General features: G+C 57.1%; 16 protein-coding genes and 4 tRNA genes. 7 read left to right on the top strand and 13 right to left on the bottom strand.

The window, feature by feature from the left end; genetic code table 11:
- Window positions 1-109: 109 nt before the first annotated feature.
- The 4 genes from FEZ21_RS09335 to FEZ21_RS09320 all read right to left on the bottom strand — a co-directional run bounded on the left by FEZ21_RS09335 (window position 110) and on the right by FEZ21_RS09320 (window position 672).
- Window positions 110-186 (bottom strand) — tRNA-Asp (locus FEZ21_RS09335).
- A 19-nt stretch (window positions 187-205) separates the two neighbouring features.
- Window positions 206-281 (bottom strand) — tRNA-Val (locus FEZ21_RS09330).
- Between the two features lie 219 nt (window positions 282-500).
- Window positions 501-577, bottom strand: a tRNA-Asp gene (locus FEZ21_RS09325).
- A gap of 19 nt (window positions 578-596) precedes the next feature.
- Window positions 597-672 (bottom strand) — tRNA-Val (locus FEZ21_RS09320).
- Between the two features lie 160 nt (window positions 673-832).
- Between FEZ21_RS09320 and rdgC the strand changes: the two genes are divergently transcribed.
- From rdgC to sugE, 3 genes are all read left to right on the top strand, one after another.
- A complete protein-coding gene (gene rdgC / locus FEZ21_RS09315; protein WP_003442690.1) occupies window positions 833-1,753 on the top strand; it encodes a recombination-associated protein RdgC in 921 nt (306 codons plus the stop codon).
- A gap of 72 nt (window positions 1,754-1,825) precedes the next feature.
- Window positions 1,826-2,791, top strand: a complete 966-nt coding sequence (locus FEZ21_RS09310; RefSeq protein ID WP_003442694.1) for a bile acid:sodium symporter family protein — start codon at window positions 1,826-1,828, stop codon at window positions 2,789-2,791.
- A gap of 118 nt (window positions 2,792-2,909) precedes the next feature.
- Window positions 2,910-3,224 carry a quaternary ammonium compound efflux SMR transporter SugE gene (gene sugE, locus FEZ21_RS09305; protein WP_003442696.1) on the top strand — a complete coding sequence of 105 codons (315 nt, stop codon included), beginning with the start codon at window positions 2,910-2,912 and terminating at the stop codon, window positions 3,222-3,224.
- Between the two features lie 71 nt (window positions 3,225-3,295).
- Here sugE and FEZ21_RS09300 read toward each other — a convergent pair whose 3' ends face one another.
- On the bottom strand, window positions 3,296-5,170 hold the full coding sequence (locus FEZ21_RS09300) for an MFS transporter (RefSeq protein WP_160626972.1): 1,875 nt from the start codon (window positions 5,168-5,170) through the stop codon (window positions 3,296-3,298).
- A gap of 133 nt (window positions 5,171-5,303) precedes the next feature.
- Entirely contained in the window at window positions 5,304-6,455 is a 1,152-nt protein-coding gene (locus FEZ21_RS09295) for a TDT family transporter (protein ID WP_010655765.1), read from the bottom strand.
- A gap of 238 nt (window positions 6,456-6,693) precedes the next feature.
- On the opposite strand from FEZ21_RS09295, the gene FEZ21_RS09290 reads away from it, so the two are divergent.
- The gene (locus FEZ21_RS09290; RefSeq protein WP_160626927.1) at window positions 6,694-10,164 is read left to right on the top strand and encodes a PAS domain-containing hybrid sensor histidine kinase/response regulator; all 3,471 of its coding nucleotides are present in this window, start codon (window positions 6,694-6,696) and stop codon (window positions 10,162-10,164) included.
- Window positions 10,165-10,263: 99 nt separating this feature from the next.
- On the opposite strand, the gene rmuC is transcribed toward FEZ21_RS09290, so the two are convergent.
- Both rmuC and FEZ21_RS09280 read right to left on the bottom strand, forming a co-directional pair.
- Window positions 10,264-11,628 (bottom strand): DNA recombination protein RmuC, encoded by a 1,365-nt coding sequence (rmuC, locus tag FEZ21_RS09285; protein WP_177412972.1) that lies wholly within the window; start codon window positions 11,626-11,628, stop codon window positions 10,264-10,266.
- 173 nt (window positions 11,629-11,801) lie between these two features.
- A complete protein-coding gene (locus FEZ21_RS09280) occupies window positions 11,802-12,125 on the bottom strand; it encodes a hypothetical protein (protein WP_039735148.1) in 324 nt (107 codons plus the stop codon).
- Window positions 12,126-13,096: 971 nt separating this feature from the next.
- Between FEZ21_RS09280 and FEZ21_RS09275 the strand changes: the two genes are divergently transcribed.
- The 3 genes from FEZ21_RS09275 to FEZ21_RS09265 all read left to right on the top strand — a co-directional run bounded on the left by FEZ21_RS09275 (window position 13,097) and on the right by FEZ21_RS09265 (window position 15,482).
- On the top strand, window positions 13,097-13,321 hold the full coding sequence (locus FEZ21_RS09275) for a hypothetical protein (RefSeq protein WP_003442709.1): 225 nt from the start codon (window positions 13,097-13,099) through the stop codon (window positions 13,319-13,321).
- Window positions 13,322-13,587: 266 nt separating this feature from the next.
- Complete coding sequence (locus tag FEZ21_RS09270; protein WP_160626925.1) at window positions 13,588-14,067, top strand: hypothetical protein; 480 nt, start codon at window positions 13,588-13,590, stop codon at window positions 14,065-14,067.
- 146 nt (window positions 14,068-14,213) lie between these two features.
- On the top strand, window positions 14,214-15,482 hold the full coding sequence (locus tag FEZ21_RS09265; RefSeq protein ID WP_010655762.1) for an OmpP1/FadL family transporter: 1,269 nt from the start codon (window positions 14,214-14,216) through the stop codon (window positions 15,480-15,482).
- A gap of 85 nt (window positions 15,483-15,567) precedes the next feature.
- Here FEZ21_RS09265 and FEZ21_RS09260 read toward each other — a convergent pair whose 3' ends face one another.
- The 5 genes from FEZ21_RS09260 to FEZ21_RS09245 all read right to left on the bottom strand — a co-directional run bounded on the left by FEZ21_RS09260 (window position 15,568) and on the right by FEZ21_RS09245 (window position 18,821).
- Window positions 15,568-16,119, bottom strand: coding sequence for a glutathione peroxidase (locus tag FEZ21_RS09260; protein ID WP_010655761.1), 552 nt, complete (start codon window positions 16,117-16,119; stop codon window positions 15,568-15,570).
- A gap of 55 nt (window positions 16,120-16,174) precedes the next feature.
- Window positions 16,175-16,297: a hypothetical protein gene (locus FEZ21_RS22750; RefSeq protein WP_003442738.1), complete on the bottom strand. Its 123-nt coding sequence runs from the start codon at window positions 16,295-16,297 to the stop codon at window positions 16,175-16,177.
- Window positions 16,294-17,502 (bottom strand): MFS transporter, encoded by a 1,209-nt coding sequence (locus FEZ21_RS09255; RefSeq protein ID WP_010655760.1) that lies wholly within the window; start codon window positions 17,500-17,502, stop codon window positions 16,294-16,296. The genes FEZ21_RS22750 and FEZ21_RS09255 overlap by 4 nt, the downstream gene beginning before the upstream one ends.
- A gap of 52 nt (window positions 17,503-17,554) precedes the next feature.
- Window positions 17,555-17,968, bottom strand: a complete 414-nt coding sequence (locus FEZ21_RS09250; protein ID WP_003442752.1) for a MarR family winged helix-turn-helix transcriptional regulator — start codon at window positions 17,966-17,968, stop codon at window positions 17,555-17,557.
- A 115-nt stretch (window positions 17,969-18,083) separates the two neighbouring features.
- Window positions 18,084-18,821, bottom strand: coding sequence for an adenosylcobinamide-GDP ribazoletransferase (locus tag FEZ21_RS09245; RefSeq protein WP_160626923.1), 738 nt, complete (start codon window positions 18,819-18,821; stop codon window positions 18,084-18,086).
- Between the last annotated feature and the right edge of the window lies 1 nt (window position 18,822).

Genomic DNA, 18,822 nt, shown 5'->3' with positions numbered 1-18,822 from the left:
GAGCAAGCTCGCTCCTACAGGATCTACAAAACCCGGGCGCACAAAAAAGCCTGCACAAGGCAGGCTTTTTCGCGTGTCACAAGCGTTCAAGGGGCTTGTGACTCTAATATGGCGCAGCGGACGGGACTCGAACCCGCGACCCCCGGCGTGACAGGCCGGTATTCTAACCGACTGAACTACCGCTGCGCGTAACACTGAAAGCGAATGGTGGGTGATGACGGGATCGAACCGCCGACCCTCTGCTTGTAAGGCAGATGCTCTCCCAGCTGAGCTAATCACCCTTTCACTTCACTCTCGTTGCGGGGCGCATTCTCTCACACTTTTCGTGTAAGTGGTTGTTTTTATTCAAGTTTTTTTCAAAACCCGGTAAAAACTTCCGTTTCCTGCGTCCTGCACTTTGATCCGGCAGCGAACTGCAGAACCGAAGACTTTCAAGAAAAAACCCGCATTCAGCGGGCTTTCCCCAACCACAAGCGTTCAAGGGGCTTGTGGTAAAAATATGGCGCAGCGGACGGGACTCGAACCCGCGACCCCCGGCGTGACAGGCCGGTATTCTAACCGACTGAACTACCGCTGCGCGTAACACTGTGAGCGAATGGTGGGTGATGACGGGATCGAACCGCCGACCCTCTGCTTGTAAGGCAGATGCTCTCCCAGCTGAGCTAATCACCCTTTCACTCTCGGTGTGGCGCGCATTCTACGGAGCGACCTATAGTCTGGCAAGCACTTTTTAAAATAATTTTTCTAAGCCTGCCAAAGGGTTAGCGCAGGGTTGGCCTATGGCTCCATGAAGCGAATAATGCCTGCTTTGTATATAGGAGTGATTCACCCCATGTGGTTCAAAAACCTGCTTATCTATCGCCTGACCCAAGATCTGCCTTTTGATGCGCAGGTGCTGGAAACTGCACTGGCCACCAAACCGGCCCGCTCGTGTTCAAGCCAGGAATTAGCCACCTACGGTTTCGTTGCCCCTTTCGGTAAAGGTGAGGACGCACCGCTGGTTCACGTCAGCCAGGACTTCCTGCTGATCGCGGCCCGTAAAGAAGAACGCATCCTGCCGGGCAGCGTTGTTCGCGATGCATTAAAGGACAAGGTCGAAGAGATCGAAGCCGAACAAATGCGCAAGGTCTATAAGAAGGAGCGCGATCAGCTCAAGGATGAAATCATCCAGGCCTTCTTGCCGCGCGCCTTTATTCGTCGCTCGGCAACCTTTGCTGCCATTGCCCCTAAACAGGGCCTGATCCTGGTTAATGCTTCGAGCCCTAAACGTGCCGAAGACTTGCTCTCCACCCTGCGGGAAGTCATCGGTTCATTACCGGTTCGCCCGCTGGCGGTGAAAATGGCTCCAAGCGCGGTCATGACCGAATGGGTCAAAACCCAAAAAGCTGCCGACAACTTCTTTGTCCTTGATGAATGCGAGTTGCGCGATACCCACGAAGACGGCGGCATCATTCGCTGCAAACGTCAGGACCTGACCAGCGACGAAATCCAGCTGCATCTGAGCACCGGAAAAGTCGTGACTCAACTGTCACTGGCCTGGCAGGACAAGCTGTCATTCGTACTGGACGACAAACTGGTGGTCAAACGCCTCAAGTTTGAAGACCTGCTGCAAGACCAGGCTGAACAGGACGGCGGTGACGACGACCTGGGCCAGCAGGACGCCAGTTTCACCCTGATGATGCTGACATTCGGCGAGTTCTTGCCGCAGCTGTTTGAAGCACTGGGTGGCGAAGAGATTCCCCAGGGAATCTGACTCACCCATATCCCCTGCTGGAGCGAGCGTGCTACTGCAGGGGATATCCCATAATCACAATAAAGGAACACCATGCGCGCACTTGCTGCTTTAAGCCGCTTTGTCGGTAATACCTTTGCTTATTGGGTACTGATATTCGCCGTACTGGCGTTTCTTGAACCCGCCTGGTTTGTCGGCCTTAAAGGCTTCATCGTGCCGCTGCTGGGCCTGGTGATGTTCGGCATGGGCCTGACCCTCAAACTCGAAGACTTCGCCGAAGTTGCCCGCCACCCGTGGCGCGTGGCACTGGGCGTGGTTGCTCATTTCGTGATCATGCCCGGTGTGGCGTGGTTGCTGTGCCAGGTTTTCCACCTGCCGCCCGAAATTGCCGTTGGCGTGATTCTCGTCGGCTGCTGCCCGAGCGGCACCTCGTCCAATGTCATGACCTGGCTGGCCCGGGGCGACCTGGCCCTGTCCGTTGCCATTGCTGCCGTCACCACCCTGCTCGCTCCGCTACTGACGCCGGCGCTGATCTGGTTGCTGGCTTCGGCATGGCTTCCGGTTTCGTTCATGGAACTGTTCTGGTCGATTCTGCAGGTGGTTTTGCTGCCGATCGTACTGGGGGTTGTGGCCCAGCGACTGCTTGGCGCCCGCGTACGCTTCGCGGTGGACGTACTGCCGCTGGTTTCGGTGATCAGCATCGTGATTATCGTGGCGGCCGTGGTGGCGGCCAGTCAGGCCCAGATCGCCAAGTCCGGTTTGCTGATCATGGCCGTGGTCATACTGCACAACAGCTTCGGCTATTTGCTTGGCTACTTTACCGGCCGCCTGTTCAAACTGCCCCTGGCCCAGCGTAAATCCCTGGCTCTGGAAGTCGGCATGCAGAACTCCGGCCTGGGAGCCGCCCTGGCCAGCGCGCACTTTTCGCCTCTGGCGGCGGTACCCAGTGCACTGTTCAGCGTTTGGCACAACATCTCAGGGGCACTGCTTTCGACGTACTTCCGACGCATGAGCGAGAAAGAAGACCGCCTCGCGGCAGAAAAAACTGTTACCGACTAACGCTTCGGGGTTGTCTATCAGATCAATCATGTGCAATATACTGCGCACTGCGAGGACGACCTCGCGACTCATCGAGTGATTTTTCTGGGGACGGCCCCATCCGTTGATGGAGATTGCAATGCCCTGGATTATTCTGTTTTTCGCCGGCCTGTTTGAAGTTGGCTGGGCCGTAGGCCTCAAATACACCGACGGCTTCAGTCGCCCGCTGCCGACAGCCCTGACGGTCGGCGCCATGATTATCAGCCTCGGCTTGCTCGGGCTGGCCATGAAAGACCTGCCGCTGGGCACTGCCTACGCCATATGGACCGGGGTAGGTGCAGTCGGTACCGTGATCGCCGGGATCATCCTGTTTGGCGAATCCATGGCGCTGTTCCGACTGGCCAGTGTTGCGCTGATCATTGCCGGCCTGGTCGGTCTCAAAATAAGCACTTGATCCGGCACAATTTGCCGGCGATGGCATCGACGCCATCGCCGGCAAACCGCTTCCCGCCCCGCCAGCACTATCTACCTCTTCTGCGCCCGCAGCTCACAGACCCTTTCGCGCAACAGCTTTTGACTGGCCTCACTGGCCGGTATCGGTGCACCTGCAACCAATGTCACCCGCGACCAGAGTCGATGGAAAAACCCCTTGTGCGGATCCCGGCTGAAGAAGCTGCCCCACAACCCCTGCAGCGCCAGCGGAATCACCGGCACCGGCGTGTGCTCCAGAATCCGCGTCACCCCGGCCTTGAACTCGCCAATCTCGCCATCGGTGGTCAACTTGCCCTCGGGAAAGATGCACACTAATTCGCCATCTTCCAGATACCTGGCAATGCGGCTGAAGGCTTTCTCATAAATCGCTTCATCTTCAGCCCGCCCGGCAATCGGAATCGTGCCCGCAGTGCGAAAGATAAAGTTGAGTACCGGCAAGTTGTAGATTTTGTAATACATCACAAAGCGAATCGGCCGACGTACAGCACCACCAATCAAGAGCGCATCGACAAACGAAACGTGGTTACACACCAGCAACGCGGCGCCTTCATCCGGAATCAGCTGCAGATTCTTGTGCTCCACCCGGTACATGGAATGGCCGAGCAGCCAGATCATGAAACGCATGCTGAATTCAGGGACGATTTTGAAGATATAAGTGTTGACCGCGATATTCATCAACGAGACCACGAGGAACAGCTCGGGAATCGTCAGCTTGGCCACGCTCAGCAGCAGGATGGTGACAATTGCCGACACCACCATGAATAGCGCATTGAGGATGTTGTTGGCCGCAATCACCCGGGCCCGCTCGTTTTCGGCCGTGCGCGACTGAATCAGCGCATACAGCGGCACAATGTAGAAGCCGCCGAACACGCCCAGGCCGAGAATATCCAACAGTACCCACCAGGCCTGACTGAAGCCCAACACGCCCAGCCAGTCATTGGCTTGAATGTTTTGTGGCATGTGCCCCGAATGCCACCACAGCAACAAGCCAAACAGGGTCAGACCAAACGAGCCAAAGGGCACCAGACCAATCTCGACCTTATGTCCCGAGAGCTTTTCACAGAGCATCGAGCCCAGCGCAATCCCCACCGAAAACACCGTAAGAATCAGGGTGACCACGGTTTCATCGCCATACAGCCACTCTTTGGCGTAGGCCGGGATCTGCGTCAGGTAAATCGCGCCGACAAACCAGAACCATGAGTTTCCGACTACAGAACGCGACACCGCAGGCGTCTGGTTCAACCCCATCCGTAAGGTGGCCCAGGACTCGCTGAAGATATTCCAGTTCAACTTCAGGTCCGGGGTGTCCGCCGCCGCCCGCGGAATTGCGCGACTGGCCAGATAGCCGAGCACTGCGACCGACACTATCACCACGGACACAATCGCCGTGTAGTTGCTGGATGAGAGCATGATCCCGGCACCAATGGTGCCGGCCAGAATCGACAGAAAAGTGCCCATCTCGACCAGGCCATTGCCGCCCACCAACTCGTCTTCATGCAAGGTCTGCGGCAGGATCGAATACTTCACCGGCCCAAACAGTGCCGAGTGGGTCCCCATCGCGAACAGCGCCACCAGCATCAACGCCAGGTGATCGAAGGCAAAGCCGATGGCACCCACCACCATGATCGCAATCTCGCCCAGTTTAATCAGGCGGATCAAACGATCCTTCGGGTACTTTTCGCCAAACTGCCCGGCCAGTGCCGAAAACAAAAAGAACGGCACTATAAAGAGCAGCGCACACAGGTTGATCCAGATCCCGCGATCACCTTCGATGTTCAATTTGTAAAGGATGGCCAGAATCAGCGACTGTTTAAACAGGTTGTCATTGAGTGCGCCCAGGGACTGGGTCACGAAGAAGGGCAGGAAGCGGCGCTTCCTCAGCAAACTGAACTGCGAGGGGTGACTCATCATCCATGTACTCACGTTGCGCCGAACGGCTTTCTCATTGGAGGGCCGTTGTATCACTCAGGGCACAAGCTTGCTCAGGTTCTGTACTAAATCAGCCTGTTCAGCCATTTCGCACAGAACCTGAGCGCCGTATCTACTTCTTCAACCCGGCGATGCAGGGCGACACAAACAACTCGCCACGGTAGGCACCCTTCACGGTTCGCGTGCCAACGATCAACCACATCAGCACCAGCATCACCACCAGCACGCAGCCGGCAATATCAAAAAATGCCAGATGCAGAACGCTGCCCAGACGCAAAGTGGCCAATGAGTACACGCCCAGCGGGAAGGTAAAGCCCCACCAGCCAAGATTGAACGGGATACCCGCCCGGAAGTAGCGAACCGTGATCATCAAAGCCATCACAATCCACCACAAGCCCACGCCCCACAGGATCACGCCAGAGATAAGGCCCAGGCCCTCGACAATTTCACCGACCCGGCCCAGGCCATTGGCCGCGAAAATCGCCGGAGCATCGCTACCCAGCAGCAGCAAACCCAGGGCGCCAGTGCCGATCGGCCCCAAAGCCAGCCAGCTTGAAGCGGCCATGCTTTCGTGGGGCAATTTATGCAGTGCCATGCGCAAAATCAGGATAGTCAGAATGCTGAACGCCACCGGTACCGAGAACGCCCACAGTACATAGCTGGTAATCAACACATGAAACTGCGCGAGGGTGTCGCTCAAATGCGGTGCCAACAGCCCGCCGCTGGCCGCGGCTACCTCCGCCGCCACCACTGGCAGCAACCAGACCGCGGTCATTTGATCAATGCTGTGGTCCTGCCGGGTGAACATCAGGTACGGGATGATCACCCCGAAACCCAGGGCCATGGCTACATCTATCCACCATAAAAACTCGGCCACCTGCACCATGTCGCTGCCCCAACGCGGGACTCCAAACACCAGAAAACCATTGATGATGGTCGCCAGCCCCATGGGAATGGTGCCGAAAAACATCGACACGGTGGAGTGCCCGAAAATCCGCCGCGCTTCGTCGAAGTACAGCACCCAGCGCGCGCCATAGAGCACGCTGAACAGAATGAACAAACCGATATTGAACAGCCACAACCCTTCGGCAAAGACATGCATGCCGGGGATATGCACCGGCAACTGGGCCAACGCCAACGCCAGAACCCCCGTCCCCATGGTGGCTGCAAACCAGTTCGGGGTGAACTGGCGAATCACTTCACGGGGGTGCTGCAACTGGCTGAATGGCCGAAATCCGGGCTGGGCTTTGTTTGGGCAAGTCATGGGTTCCTCCTTTCCTCTCATGAGGTGAAATTAGAGTAGAACCAAATCGAATATCTATATAACGGGTAATTTCTCTAACACTTATCTATTTTGCAGATATTCGTCACTGCATCCCGCTGCAAACCCTGCGACCCTTGGCCGCGATCAGACCATGGTCGACACTGACGGCGCATAAACATCATGCGAGACTAGCCCGCCACAGCCGGATTGCTGTGGCCTTACACCTCCAGGAGTCACCATGTCGCTGTCCAGCGGGCTCATTGCCGCCGTCGCCCTGGCCTATATGGCCATTATGTTTGCCATTGCCTTTTATGGTGACCGGCGCAGCACACCGCTGCCGCCGCGGGTCCGCGCGTGGGTGTATAGCTTGTCGTTGGCGGTGTACTGCACCAGCTGGACATTCTTCGGCGCCGTCGGCCAGGCCGCCGAGCAGCTTTGGGCCTTTTTACCGATTTACCTGGGGCCGGTGCTGCTGCTGGTGTGCGCGCCCTGGGTCCTGCAAAAGATGGTGCTGATCAGCAAGCAGGAGAACATCACCTCGATTGCCGACTTTATTGCCGCGCGCTACGGGAAGTCCCAATCTCTGGCGATTGTGGTGGCACTGATCTGTCTGGTGGGCGTGCTGCCCTACATCGCCCTGCAGCTCAAGGGCATTGTGCTCGGCGTGAACCTGCTGATCGGTGCCGGAGCTGACGCCACGGGGACCCGCGCCCAGGACACGGCCCTGATTGTGACCCTGATTCTGGCGCTGTTCACTATTGTATTCGGCACGCGCAACCTCGATGCCACCGAACACCACCGCGGCATGGTGCTGGCAATTGCCTTCGAGTCGCTGGTCAAACTGTTCGCCTTTCTTGCCGTAGGTGCCTTTGTGACCTACGGCCTGTATGACGGTTTCGACGATCTTTTCAACCAGGCCATGCTTGCACCGCGCCTTGAGCAGTACTGGAAGGAAACCATCAACTGGCCGTCGATGGTGGTACAAACCGGCGTGGCAATGATGGCAATCATCTGCCTGCCCCGACAGTTTCACGTAACCGTGGTCGAGAATATCGAGCCGCAGGACCTGCAACTGGCCAAATGGGTGTTTCCGGCCTATTTGATTCTGGCCGGCCTGTTCGTGGTGCCGATTGCACTGGCCGGGCAAATGCTGCTGCCCAGCTCGGTGCTGCCGGATTCGTTCGTGATCAGCCTGCCACTGGCCCAGGCTCACCCGGCACTGGCATTGCTGGCATTTATTGGCGGCGCATCGGCGGCCACCGGCATGGTGATCGTCGCCAGCGTGGCATTGTCGACCATGGTCTCCAACGACATGCTGCTGCCCTGGCTGCTGCGCCACAAAAACGCCGAGCGCCCGTTCGAGGTGTTCCGCCACTGGATGCTATCGGTACGCCGCGTAACGATTGTGGTGATCTTGCTGCTGGCGTATGTGAGTTACCGCCTGCTGGGCTCCACGGCGAGCCTGGCCACCATCGGCCAGATTGCCTTCGCCGCAGTCACCCAGCTGGCCCCTGCCATGCTCGGCGCCCTGTACTGGAAGCAAGCCAACCGCCGGGGCGTATTTGCCGGCCTCGCCACCGGTACATTCATTTGGTTCTACACCCTGGTGCTGCCGCTCATCGCCCACAGTGCCGGCTGGCCTTTGAGCCTTTTCCCGGGTCTGACCTGGCTGCACAGCAACCCGCTGGGGCTGTCGATCACACCATTGACCCAAGGCGTGGTGTTGTCGCTGGCCGGTAACTTCACTCTGTTTGCCTGGGTTTCGGTGCTGTCGCGCACCCGGGTTTCGGAGCACTGGCAAGCCGGACGCTTTATCGGCCAGGAGCTGAGCAGTCACCCTAGCGGACGCTCCATGCTCGCGGTGCAGATCAACGACTTGCTGGCCCTCGCGGCGCGTTTTGTCGGCGAGGAACGTGCCCACCAAAGCTTCATCCGTTTCGCCTATCGCCAGGGCAAAGGCTTTAATCCGAACCAGAATGCCAACGGCGAATGGATCGCCCACACCGAACGCCTGCTGGCCGGGGTACTCGGCGCCTCTTCTACCCGGGCGGTGGTCAAAGCGGCCATTGAAGGCCGGGAGATGCAGCTCGAAGACGTGGTACGCATTGCCGACGAAGCATCGGAAGTGCTGCAGTTCAACCGCGCATTACTGCAGGGCGCCATTGAAAACATCACCCAGGGGATTAGCGTGGTCGACCAGTCGCTCAAGCTGGTGGCCTGGAATCGTCGCTATCTGGAATTGTTCAACTATCCGGACGGGCTGATCAGCGTAGGACGGCCGATTGCCGACATCATTCGCCACAATGCTGAGCGCGGCCTGTGCGGCCCCGGTGAAGCCGAAGTGCATGTGGCCCGCCGCCTGCACTGGATGCGTCAAGGCCGGGCGCATACATCCGAACGCCTGTTCCCCAATGGCCGGGTGATCGAACTGATTGGCAACCCCATGCCGGGCGGCGGCTTTGTCATGAGCTTCACCGACATTACGGCGTTCCGCGAAGCCGAGCAGGCGCTGACCGAGGCCAACGAAGGTCTTGAGCAACGGGTGGCCGAGCGCACCCATGAGTTGTCGCAGCTTAATCAGGAGCTGACCGACGCCAAAGGCGTCGCCGAAGCGGCCAACCAGTCCAAGACCCGTTTTCTGGCAGCCGTCAGCCATGACCTGATGCAGCCCATGAATGCGGCACGCCTGTTCTCCTCCGCGCTGTCCCACCAGGATGAAGGGCTGAGTCCGGAAGCGCAGAAACTGGTGCAGCATCTGGACAGTTCCTTGCGTTCCGCCGAAGACCTGATCAGTGACCTGCTGGATATTTCGCGCCTGGAAAACGGAAAAATAACTCCGGACATCAAGCCTTTTGCACTGAATGATCTGTTTGAGACCCTGGGCAATGAATTCACCGCCCAAGCGCAGGAACAAGGCCTGAGTTTCAGGGTTCGCAGCAGTCGTTTGCGCGTCAGTAGCGATATCAAGCTGCTGCGGCGCATCTTGCAGAACTTCCTGACCAATGCCTTCCGCTACGCCAAAGGTCCGGTGTTGCTGGGCGTACGCCGCCGCGGGGGAGAGCTGTGCCTTGAAGTGTGGGATCGCGGACCGGGTATTCCTGCCGACAAGCTGCAAGTCATTTTTGAAGAGTTCAAACGCCTGGACAGCCACCAGACCCGCGCCGAAAAAGGCCTGGGCCTGGGCCTGGCGATTGCCGACGGCTTGTGCCACGTGCTGGGGCACAGTTTGCAAGTGCGTTCATGGCAGGGAAAAGGCAGCGTGTTCAGTGTCAGGGTGCCGCTGGCCAGGACCCAGGCTGCGCCACAGCCCGTGGCTGCGGAGCAAAATGGTCAGCCGGTCAATGGCGCCCAAGTGCTGTGCATCGATAACGAAGACAGCATTCTGATCGGCATGCAGAGCTTGCTGACACGCTGGGGCTGCCGGGTCTGGACCGCACGCAATCGCGACGAATGCGCGGCCCTGCTCAATGAGGGCGTACGTCCACAGCTGGTGCTGGTTGATTACCATCTGGATGACGGCGAAGTGGGAACCGACCTGATGCGCTGGCTGCGGGCCCAGCTGGGGGAGCCAGTGCCTGGAGTGGTGATCAGCGCTGATGGACGCCCGGAGATGATTGCCGAAGTGCATGCCGCAGGTCTGGAGTATCTGCCCAAGCCGGTAAAACCCGCAGTATTGCGGGCCCTGCTGAGTCGGCACGTGCCGCTGTGATCACGCCGTATTAAATCTGTAGTCGCTGCCGAAAGGACCTAAGGGCCTTGGGTTTTGCAACGGGGCCTCGGCAGCGACTACAGAGATACCATCCCCCGCTCACTCAGCCGGGTGCGCCACGCCATCCACATCGGTCATCGCTCGTTCCAGCAGGTCTGCCGGCAGGCTTTTACTGGCCCTTGCGCCCAGCAGTTTGAGCTGTTCGCTGCGACTGACGAGGTTGCCCCGACCTTCTGTCAGCTTGTTACGCGCGGCGGCATAGGCTTTATCCAGTTGCTGCAGTCGATTGCCGACCTCATCCAGATCCTGAATAAACAGCACGAATTTGTCATATAGCCAGCCTGCCCGCTCGGCAATTTCCCGCGCGTTCTGACTTTGCCGCTCCTGCTTCCACAAGCTGTCAATGACCCGCAAGGTCGCGAGCAAGGTGGTCGGGCTGACAATCACGATATTGCGATCGAATGCTTCCTGAAACAGATTGGGCTCGGCTTGCAACGCTGCGGAAAAGGCCGCTTCGATCGGTACAAACAGCAACACGAAGTCCAGACTGTGCAGCCCCTCGAGTCGCTTGTAGTCCTTACCGGCCAGCCCCTTCACATGATTGCGCAACGACAGTACATGCTGTTTGAGTGCCGCCTGGCCGATGACCTCGTCATCTGCCCCTACATATTGCTGATACGCCGTAAGGCTGACCTTGGAGTCGACCACCACCTGCTTGTCACCCGGCAGCATGATCAGGACATCGGGCTGAAAACGCTCGCCGTCCGGTCCCTTGAGGCTGACCTGGGTCTGGTACTCGCGGCCTTTCTCAAGCCCGGCATGTTCAAGCACCCGTTCCAGAATCAGCTCCCCCCAGTTGCCCTGGGTTTTCTGACCTTTCAGGGCCCGGGTCAGGTTGGTGGCTTCATCACTCAGGCGCAGGTTGAGCTGCTGCAGACGCTCCAGCTCTTTACCCAAGGAAAATCGTTCCCGGGCTTCTTGCTGATAGCTTTCTTCGACCCGCTTTTCAAACGACTGGATGCGCTCTTTGAGGGGGTCGAGCAACTGCCCCAGGCGTTCACTGCTGGTGTCGGCAAAACGCTGCTCGCGCTCATCGAAAATCTTGCCGGCCAGTTCCGCAAATTGAGCCCGCAACTCATCACGGGAGCCTTGCAGATCGTTCAATCGTTGTTGATGGCTGTCTTGCTGCTCCCGCAGTTCAGCGGCCAGGGCGGCCCCATGCGCGTCCAGACGCCTTAACTCGGTTTCTTTCTGGCTGCGCTCCAGGCTCCAGGCATGGGCTGCATCGCGGGTATTGTCACGCTCCAGCTGCAACAACTCGACCTCTCGCCGCAATGCCGCGAGCTCTGCCTGCTTGGCCGCATTGGCCTGGCCCAGATCACTGATTTCATCGCGACTGGCATCAAGTTGGGCGCTCAGGCCTTCCTGGGCCAACTGCGCCGTACTCAGGCGCTCGCTGAACATCGCCAGCTCTGCATCAAGGCTACTGGCGCGACGCTGCACCTGCCATAAAACTGCCAGCAGCGGCACACCTGCCAACGCCAGGCCCAGCAAAATGCTGCTCAAGTCCAGGGCCATAGCCCCCTCCGCACGAGATAAAAGAGCAAGGTTAACCAAGCAACAGGCCTGAAGACAGCTCAGTCTTCGGTTTTGCTCAGTTCCTGTTGTGCGGCGCGGTCACCGGCACGGGCTGCCTGGCGCAAGAGTTCATGACCGATTCGTTGATCCCGGGCACTCCCGCAATCACGGCACATCAATTGCCCCAGACGACTCTGGGCCAGTACTACGCCTTGTCGCGCGGGTTGTTTCAGCAAATGCCCTGCAACGTGCTTGACGCTGGGGTTAGCGCCCAATCGAGGATTATCCAGTAACCAGATTGCCACCCGCAGAGAAAAGCGTTTTGGGGCTTCTGCTGGAGTAGCAGGACGGGTAACGGAGGAAGTAGCTGTGCGAAACTTCATATGACACTGTAGGGCAGAACAGAAGGCGCGCAACTCTACTCCTTTTTTCGCTTGGGTAAAGTCGAAAAAGTACTACACCCGCGATCTAGAGCAAGCCCACGGGACAATCCACAGATCCTGTGGATAAGTCAGTGGACAACCTGCATTTAACCGCCGCAAACGCCCACCCTACGGGGCCTCAGGTCAAACTGACGATTTTTTCACCAATTAAAAAAAACGATGTTTTTCATTGACTTAAATTTGGCGAACAGGCTATGAGCGGGGTAAATCCAGCCCCTGCCGGCATTTTGTACGCAGCACCTTAAATGTGCACAAGTTCACACTCCCCCCAGTAAACAGGACAAATGCAGGGCAGAACCTGTAGGCCTGCGCACTGCTAATGAGCAGCCTCCAACGCAGGTTCAAGCGGCCATTGCTTGCCGGACGGGGCTGGCGCACCGGTAAAAATGGGCTAAAAGCGCCCATCGGCAGCCGCGACAAGCCCATACCCAAGGGCTTTATGAGGTATTTTTCGCTAGCACACTTGCGTTTAATTTTTCAACCCGTTAGTATCCGCAGCGTTAGTACCAAGCTGAAAGTCAATTCGGGCCGAACAAATCCCTCAAGCACTCTTCAATAAATTGAAGACACGCTTATAAAACGGGATCGACCCCCTCGATGGTTTCCAGGTAAATCTTGCGACGATACTGCCTTTGAAAAGCAAAGGGTATCGCGAAGCTCTTACTCTGACCGAACCAACCTGCAAATTGATCAGGATCTTCACCCGGAGCACGGAACCTTAGCTCCTGTTGTGATTGCCTGCCCTCCTAAGTACCTACCTGCCAGCCCAAGCGCCACATACTTAATGCGCTCCAACTGGCGGCTTTGTTCCAGTCAGGTTCTTCGTCCAGCCAAAGATGGCTCGACGTCACTGGAACGTTTTAACGTTGCACGGTTCTAATCCGTGTCATTTGTAGGAACACCTAATAACTATGTCTACTCAAATCCATACTCAGGATGCCATTCGCACCCTAACCAACGCCTTTGCTCCAATGAACTGCCTGATTATGGCCGCTCGCAAAGGATGCTTCAGCTTCACCCTGGTCAACGAACACGGCATCGCTCGTCACAGCGAACGCCTGTACCCCGATCAATATTCCAGCGCAGCACCTCTGCAAGCTGTGATCGAGCGTACTCGTCAGGCACTTATTGCCTGATCTGATAAGCGGTAACCCAACAAGCCCTGCCTGATCCGCAGGGCTTTTTGTTGCTAAAAATTTAAGAAATATCCGGCATCGTTTAATTACTTGCGGATATATAGCTAACAACTCGAAGCTATAAATGTTTTAAAAACAGAACTTTAGAACAAAGATATGAGACTACACTTCAACTCAAGCGGCATAATCCGCTTCCGGCGATCCCTTACGACCCACTGCTGCCAAGCTCTTGGGACCGCCGGCCATTTTCAGGCGTCGAGGACGATATGGGTATCGCTGCCAGGGAGTTGAGCCTTTATGTAATTCGGCCAACGCTGATGTATCTGGGCCAGAACAACCCGGATGCAGAAGCATTGTTGCTGGGTATTGCAGCCAGCCAGTCAAGTTTGGGCTCAGCCCTGCATGATCGGCGCGGCCATGGCCTGTACTGCATTCGCGAACCCCGTCACGCCGCCTTGTGGGATCAGTACCTGGCGCAAGACCCCGAACTGGCGAGCCTGGTTCGCGGACTGGCCAGTCAGCATGCATTCTTGTGCAACCCGCATTTGGAACTCACGGTTAATTTACGTTACGCAACGGCCATAGCGTGGTTGCTGATAGAACAGCAGCAACTAACCATACCCGCTGCAGATGACCTGCTCGGTATGGCCAGAGTTTGGCGCCAAGCCTTTGAACCACAAGGACGTTTGCGTGATTTCACTCACGCATGGAACAACTTTGTTTCTCCTCTTGGCCATGTCGCCTGAGATTTCACCCACCTACAATAATATTTAAATGATCGGAAACCGGTCGGATTGTCCTACAAAACAACGCTAACTTCTGCGATTTAGCCTATAGCGCTTAAACAAAAATGTTGGTAGTTTTCGTCCGGTGATCAAAAGGAGTTCTAATAATGAAAAAAGTAATGCTCAAGACCACACTTAGCCTCGCCGTCACTTTGGCTTCCAGCCATATTTTCGCAAGTGGCTTCGCCCTCAACGAACAAAGCATTAGCGGTATGGGGACCGGCTTCGCAGGGCGTTCGTCTTCTGCTGAAGATGCGAGCACCGTTTTCGGCAACCCGGCAGGCATGTCCCGCATCAAGCGCGAACAAGTTACCGGTGGTGTTGCTGCAATCGACGCAAGCACCGATATCAAGCACGCAAGTGGCGGCGCTCCAGGCGGCACCAACAAAGGCGACATGGTTCCTTTCACTGCCGTGCCAATGGGCTTCTACGTGAAGCCAATTGATGAGCACTGGGCATTTGGTGTAGGCCTGTATGCTCCTTTCGGCCTGGTCACTGACTACGAAAGCAGCTTTGCCGGTCGCTATGCTGGTAAAGAGAGCAAGGTTCAGGTTATTACCTTCCAGCCTACTGTCAGCTACGCCTTCAACGATGTAGTTTCGATCGGTTTTGGTCCTACCATCAACCGCATTGACGGCACCCTGACTTCCGCTACGCCTGGTCCACGCGGCCCCGCCAGCGACGGTGAAGTTAAAATCAAGGGTGACGATACTGCACTTGGTTTCAACGCCGGCATCCTGGTTCAGGCCACTGACAGGACGCGCCTGGGTCTGACTTATCACTCTAAAGTCAAATACAGCCTGGATGGAAACACCAAAATCTCGGGCATAGGTTTCGGGCCTTTCAATGGCACTAAATACGATGCCGGCCTGGATATCACTACGCCCGAATCTGTTGACTTCTCGGTTACCCATGAGCTGAATGACCAGTGGACCATCTATGCAGGTAGTACCTGGACTCGCTGGAGCCGCCTGAAAGACATCACCGTTGAAAACAATGGTGTTCCACCTGCGCTAGGCGGCAGTGTCGGCCCGATCGGTACCATTAAAGAAGATCAGAACTGGCATGACACCTGGGCTTCGGCCATTGGTGCTGCCTATAAGATCAACAAGCAATGGACAGTGCGTACCGGCTTGTCGGTTGATCAGTCACCTACCAACAATACTGACCGTTCGGTTCGCATCCCGACTGGCGACCGTAAAGCAATCAGCTTTGGCGTCGGCTGGAGCCCAACTGATGATCTGACTATTGATGCCGCTTATTCCTACCTCAAGGAAGAGTCGGTTAGCGTCAACCTGCCAGCCAAAGGCAACTACAAATCCTCTTACCACAACAGTGCAAACGGGTTTGGTGTAGGTGCAACCTACAAGTTCTAATTCAGCGCGAGACTTGACCCCTCGCCAACTGAATTAAAAAATCCCCGCTCTCGTTACCGAGGCGGGGATTTTTAATGAACGGAAGTCAGGGTTTTGAAGCAATGGCTTTTTCTATCGCGTCAATCAACTCGGGACTGTCGGGTTTGGTCAGACTCGAAAAGTTGGCAACTACGTTACCTTTGCGATCAACAACGTACTTATAGAAATTCCACTTCGGAGCACTGCTCTGTTCAGCCAGCACTTTAAACACGTGTGCGGCGTCAGGGCCACGTACATGTTGCGGATCAATCATGGTGAACGTGACGCCGTAATTAACGTAGCAGACCTTGGCTGTTTCCTCGCCACTCTTGGCTTCTTGTTTAAAGTCATCGGACGGCACCCCGATCAACTCCAGCCCTTGCCCCTTAAAGCGCTGATTCAACGCCTCAAGCCCTTTGAACTGTGGAGCAAAGCCACAAAAGCTCGCGGTATTGACGATCAACAGCGGTTTACCGGCAAAACGCTGGCACAGATCGATAGACTCCTTGGCCCGCAACTTGGGCAACGAGCCCTCCAGTAACGGTGGGCAATCTGTCGCCCATACCGAACCGGCGCACGCCAATAACAGTACGGGCATCGCAATCCAGCGCTTGAGCATTATGAAAGTCCTTTAAATAGAGGCAGACCCAGAACTTACTCGCCCCGACAACATACTAGCAAGCACCCATGCCCAACTGCATCAGCGCCAGCCCGCCTTGATGCCAGCCCCACCACGCCAGAGCCAGCAGCAATGAACCGCCGCCCAGGCCCGCGACCCACAACCACATCGAGCTCACGCCATACTCCCCTGCGCCTGCAAACGGGCAACAGGACGCTCACGCACCGGCCAGTTCAAGGCTGCAGCCAATAGACTCAAGAATATCGAGACCTGCCAGATCAGATCGTAACTACCGGTTCGATCATAGACCACACCGCCCAGCCAGCCGCCAAGGAACGCGCCCAACTGATGGAACAGGAACACGATGCCTCCCAGCATTGACAGGTTACGCACACCAAACAGAGTGGCGACCGTGCCATTGGTCAACGGCACCGTCGACAGCCACAAGAAACCCATGGTCATACCAAACAGATAGGCGCTGAATTGCGTCACCGGTGCCCACAAAAACAGCACAATCACTACCGCTCGCGCCAGATACAGGGCGGTCAGCAAACGCGGCTTGGACATGCGTCCGCCGAGCCAGCCCGCCGTGTAGGTGCCGAAAATATTGAACAGCCCAATCAGCGCCAGCACAGTCGTACCAACGGTCGCTGGCAGATGCTGATCTACCAGATAGGCCGGCAGGTGGATGCCGATAAACACCACCTGAAACCCGCAGACAAAAAAACCGAAGGACAACAACCAGAAGCCGGAGTGCGAGCAGGCCTCACCCAGGGCTTCCTTGAGGGTTTGCTCGCCACCCAGACTCGGCAGCGGGCGATCCTTGAGCATGCTCACCAGGGGCACGATCAGCGCCACCAGCAAGCCCAGAACCAGCAAAGCCGACGACCAGCCGAGCCAGCCGATCAAACCCAGGGTGCCTGGCAGCATGGCGAACTGACCGAACGACCCCGCCGCACTGGCAATCCCCATGCCCATGCTGCGTTTTTCCGGGGGCAAGGCGCGCCCCACCACCCCCAGAATCACCGAAAAAGAAGTACCGGACAGACCGATACCAATCAACAACCCCGCACTCAGTGACAAGGTCATCAATGAGTCCGACATGCCCATCAGAATCAAACCGGCGGCATACAAAATGCCCCCGATGATCACCACCCTGGCTGCACCGAAACGGTCAGCCAGAGCACCGGTGAACGGTTGTGCCAGGCCCCAGATCAGGTTTTGCAGGGCGATGGCAAACGCAAAAACCTCACGGCCCCAGCCAAACTGCGCACTCATGGGCGGCAGAAACAGCCCGAAACCATGCCTTACCCCCAGGGACAGCGCCAGAATCAATGCACTGCCCAAAAGCACCCAGCCGCTGGTACGCCACACCGATGTCATTATTATTCTCCTAATGCGGGTATATACCCATTTCTATTCGTGAAACAGGCGCTCAGTCCGCGCCCGCCAACTCATCCAGCAGCTGCAACAGTTGTTCACGCCGGTCTTCACCCAAACGGTCAATCAGACGCTGTTGTGCAGCCTCCCAGGCAGGCAGGGCAGCCTCGAGCCGCTCTTCACCGGCCTTGGTCAGGCACACCAGTCGATTGCGATGGTCTTCGCCCTCGGCCAGCTTCACCAGGCCTGCAGCTTCGAGCACCCGCAAATTACGGCCCAAGGTACTGCGATCCAGCCCCATGGCTTCGGCCAGAGTGGAAATACTCGGCTGATCGAGACGCTTGAGATTACACAACAAGGAATACTGGGCAACGTTGATCCCGAAGCCATCAAGAGCGCCGTCGTAATGCCTGCTGATGCCGCGGGAAGCGCGACGCAGATTGGTGCATAAACACTGGGTCGGTAACATTTTGTATGTATATACCCGCAATTAAACAGAATCAAGATTTATAAACACACCCTTGAGGGAGCCGGTTTGCCAGCGATACGGCTTCTCAGGATATCCAGGCTGACGCATAGCAGGGTCACACTTGAATAAGCGCCAGCCCCACCAACAGCAGAACCTCAAGCAATTCAAGCAAGGCGCCGGCGGTATCACCCGTGGTGCCGGCCAAACGACGCAGCATCACCTTGCGCAGCCAAACAAACCCAAGCGCAGCCAGCACCAGCGCGTACAACCCTGCATAACCGGCTATCACCACACACGCCACAGCACTGAGCCCCAGCACCTGCCATCCCGCCTTGCGTGGCAAGTGATCAGCCAGCGCCTGCCCCAGGCCACCGGCACGAACATAGGGCGTGGTAAGGAACACTCCCAGCAAAGCGCTGCGGCCGATCAACGGCACAATCAGCAAGACCGCCGTCTGTTGTTGCTCTATCAGTGCCAGCAGCGCGCAAAACTTGAGCAATAACAGCAACACCAGGGTGACCACGGCAATCGGTCCGCTACGCGGGTCTTTCATGATACTCAGGGTGCGCTCGCGATCACCAAAACCGCCCAGCCAGGCATCTGCACTGTCAGCCAGACCGTCCAGGTGCAGCCCGCCGCTGAGCAGCATCCACGCCGTCAGCAGCAAGGCCCCGTGCAGCATTAACGGTGCACCGGCCAGCAAGCCATTGAGCCCCCACAGCAACAGGCCGAACAACAAACCCACCAGCGGATAGAACAGCAGCGAACGCCCCAGCTCCTGCGGCGCAGGCATGCCGGGCAGGCGAATCGGCAAACTGCTTAAAAACTGCAGGGCGATCCAGAATGGCAGCATG

The organism is Pseudomonas sp. 9.1(2019), assembly GCF_009910445.1.
GTDB classification, from domain to species: domain Bacteria; phylum Pseudomonadota; class Gammaproteobacteria; order Pseudomonadales; family Pseudomonadaceae; genus Aquipseudomonas; species Aquipseudomonas paraversuta.
This window is presented reverse-complemented; position numbering and strand designations above follow the sequence as displayed.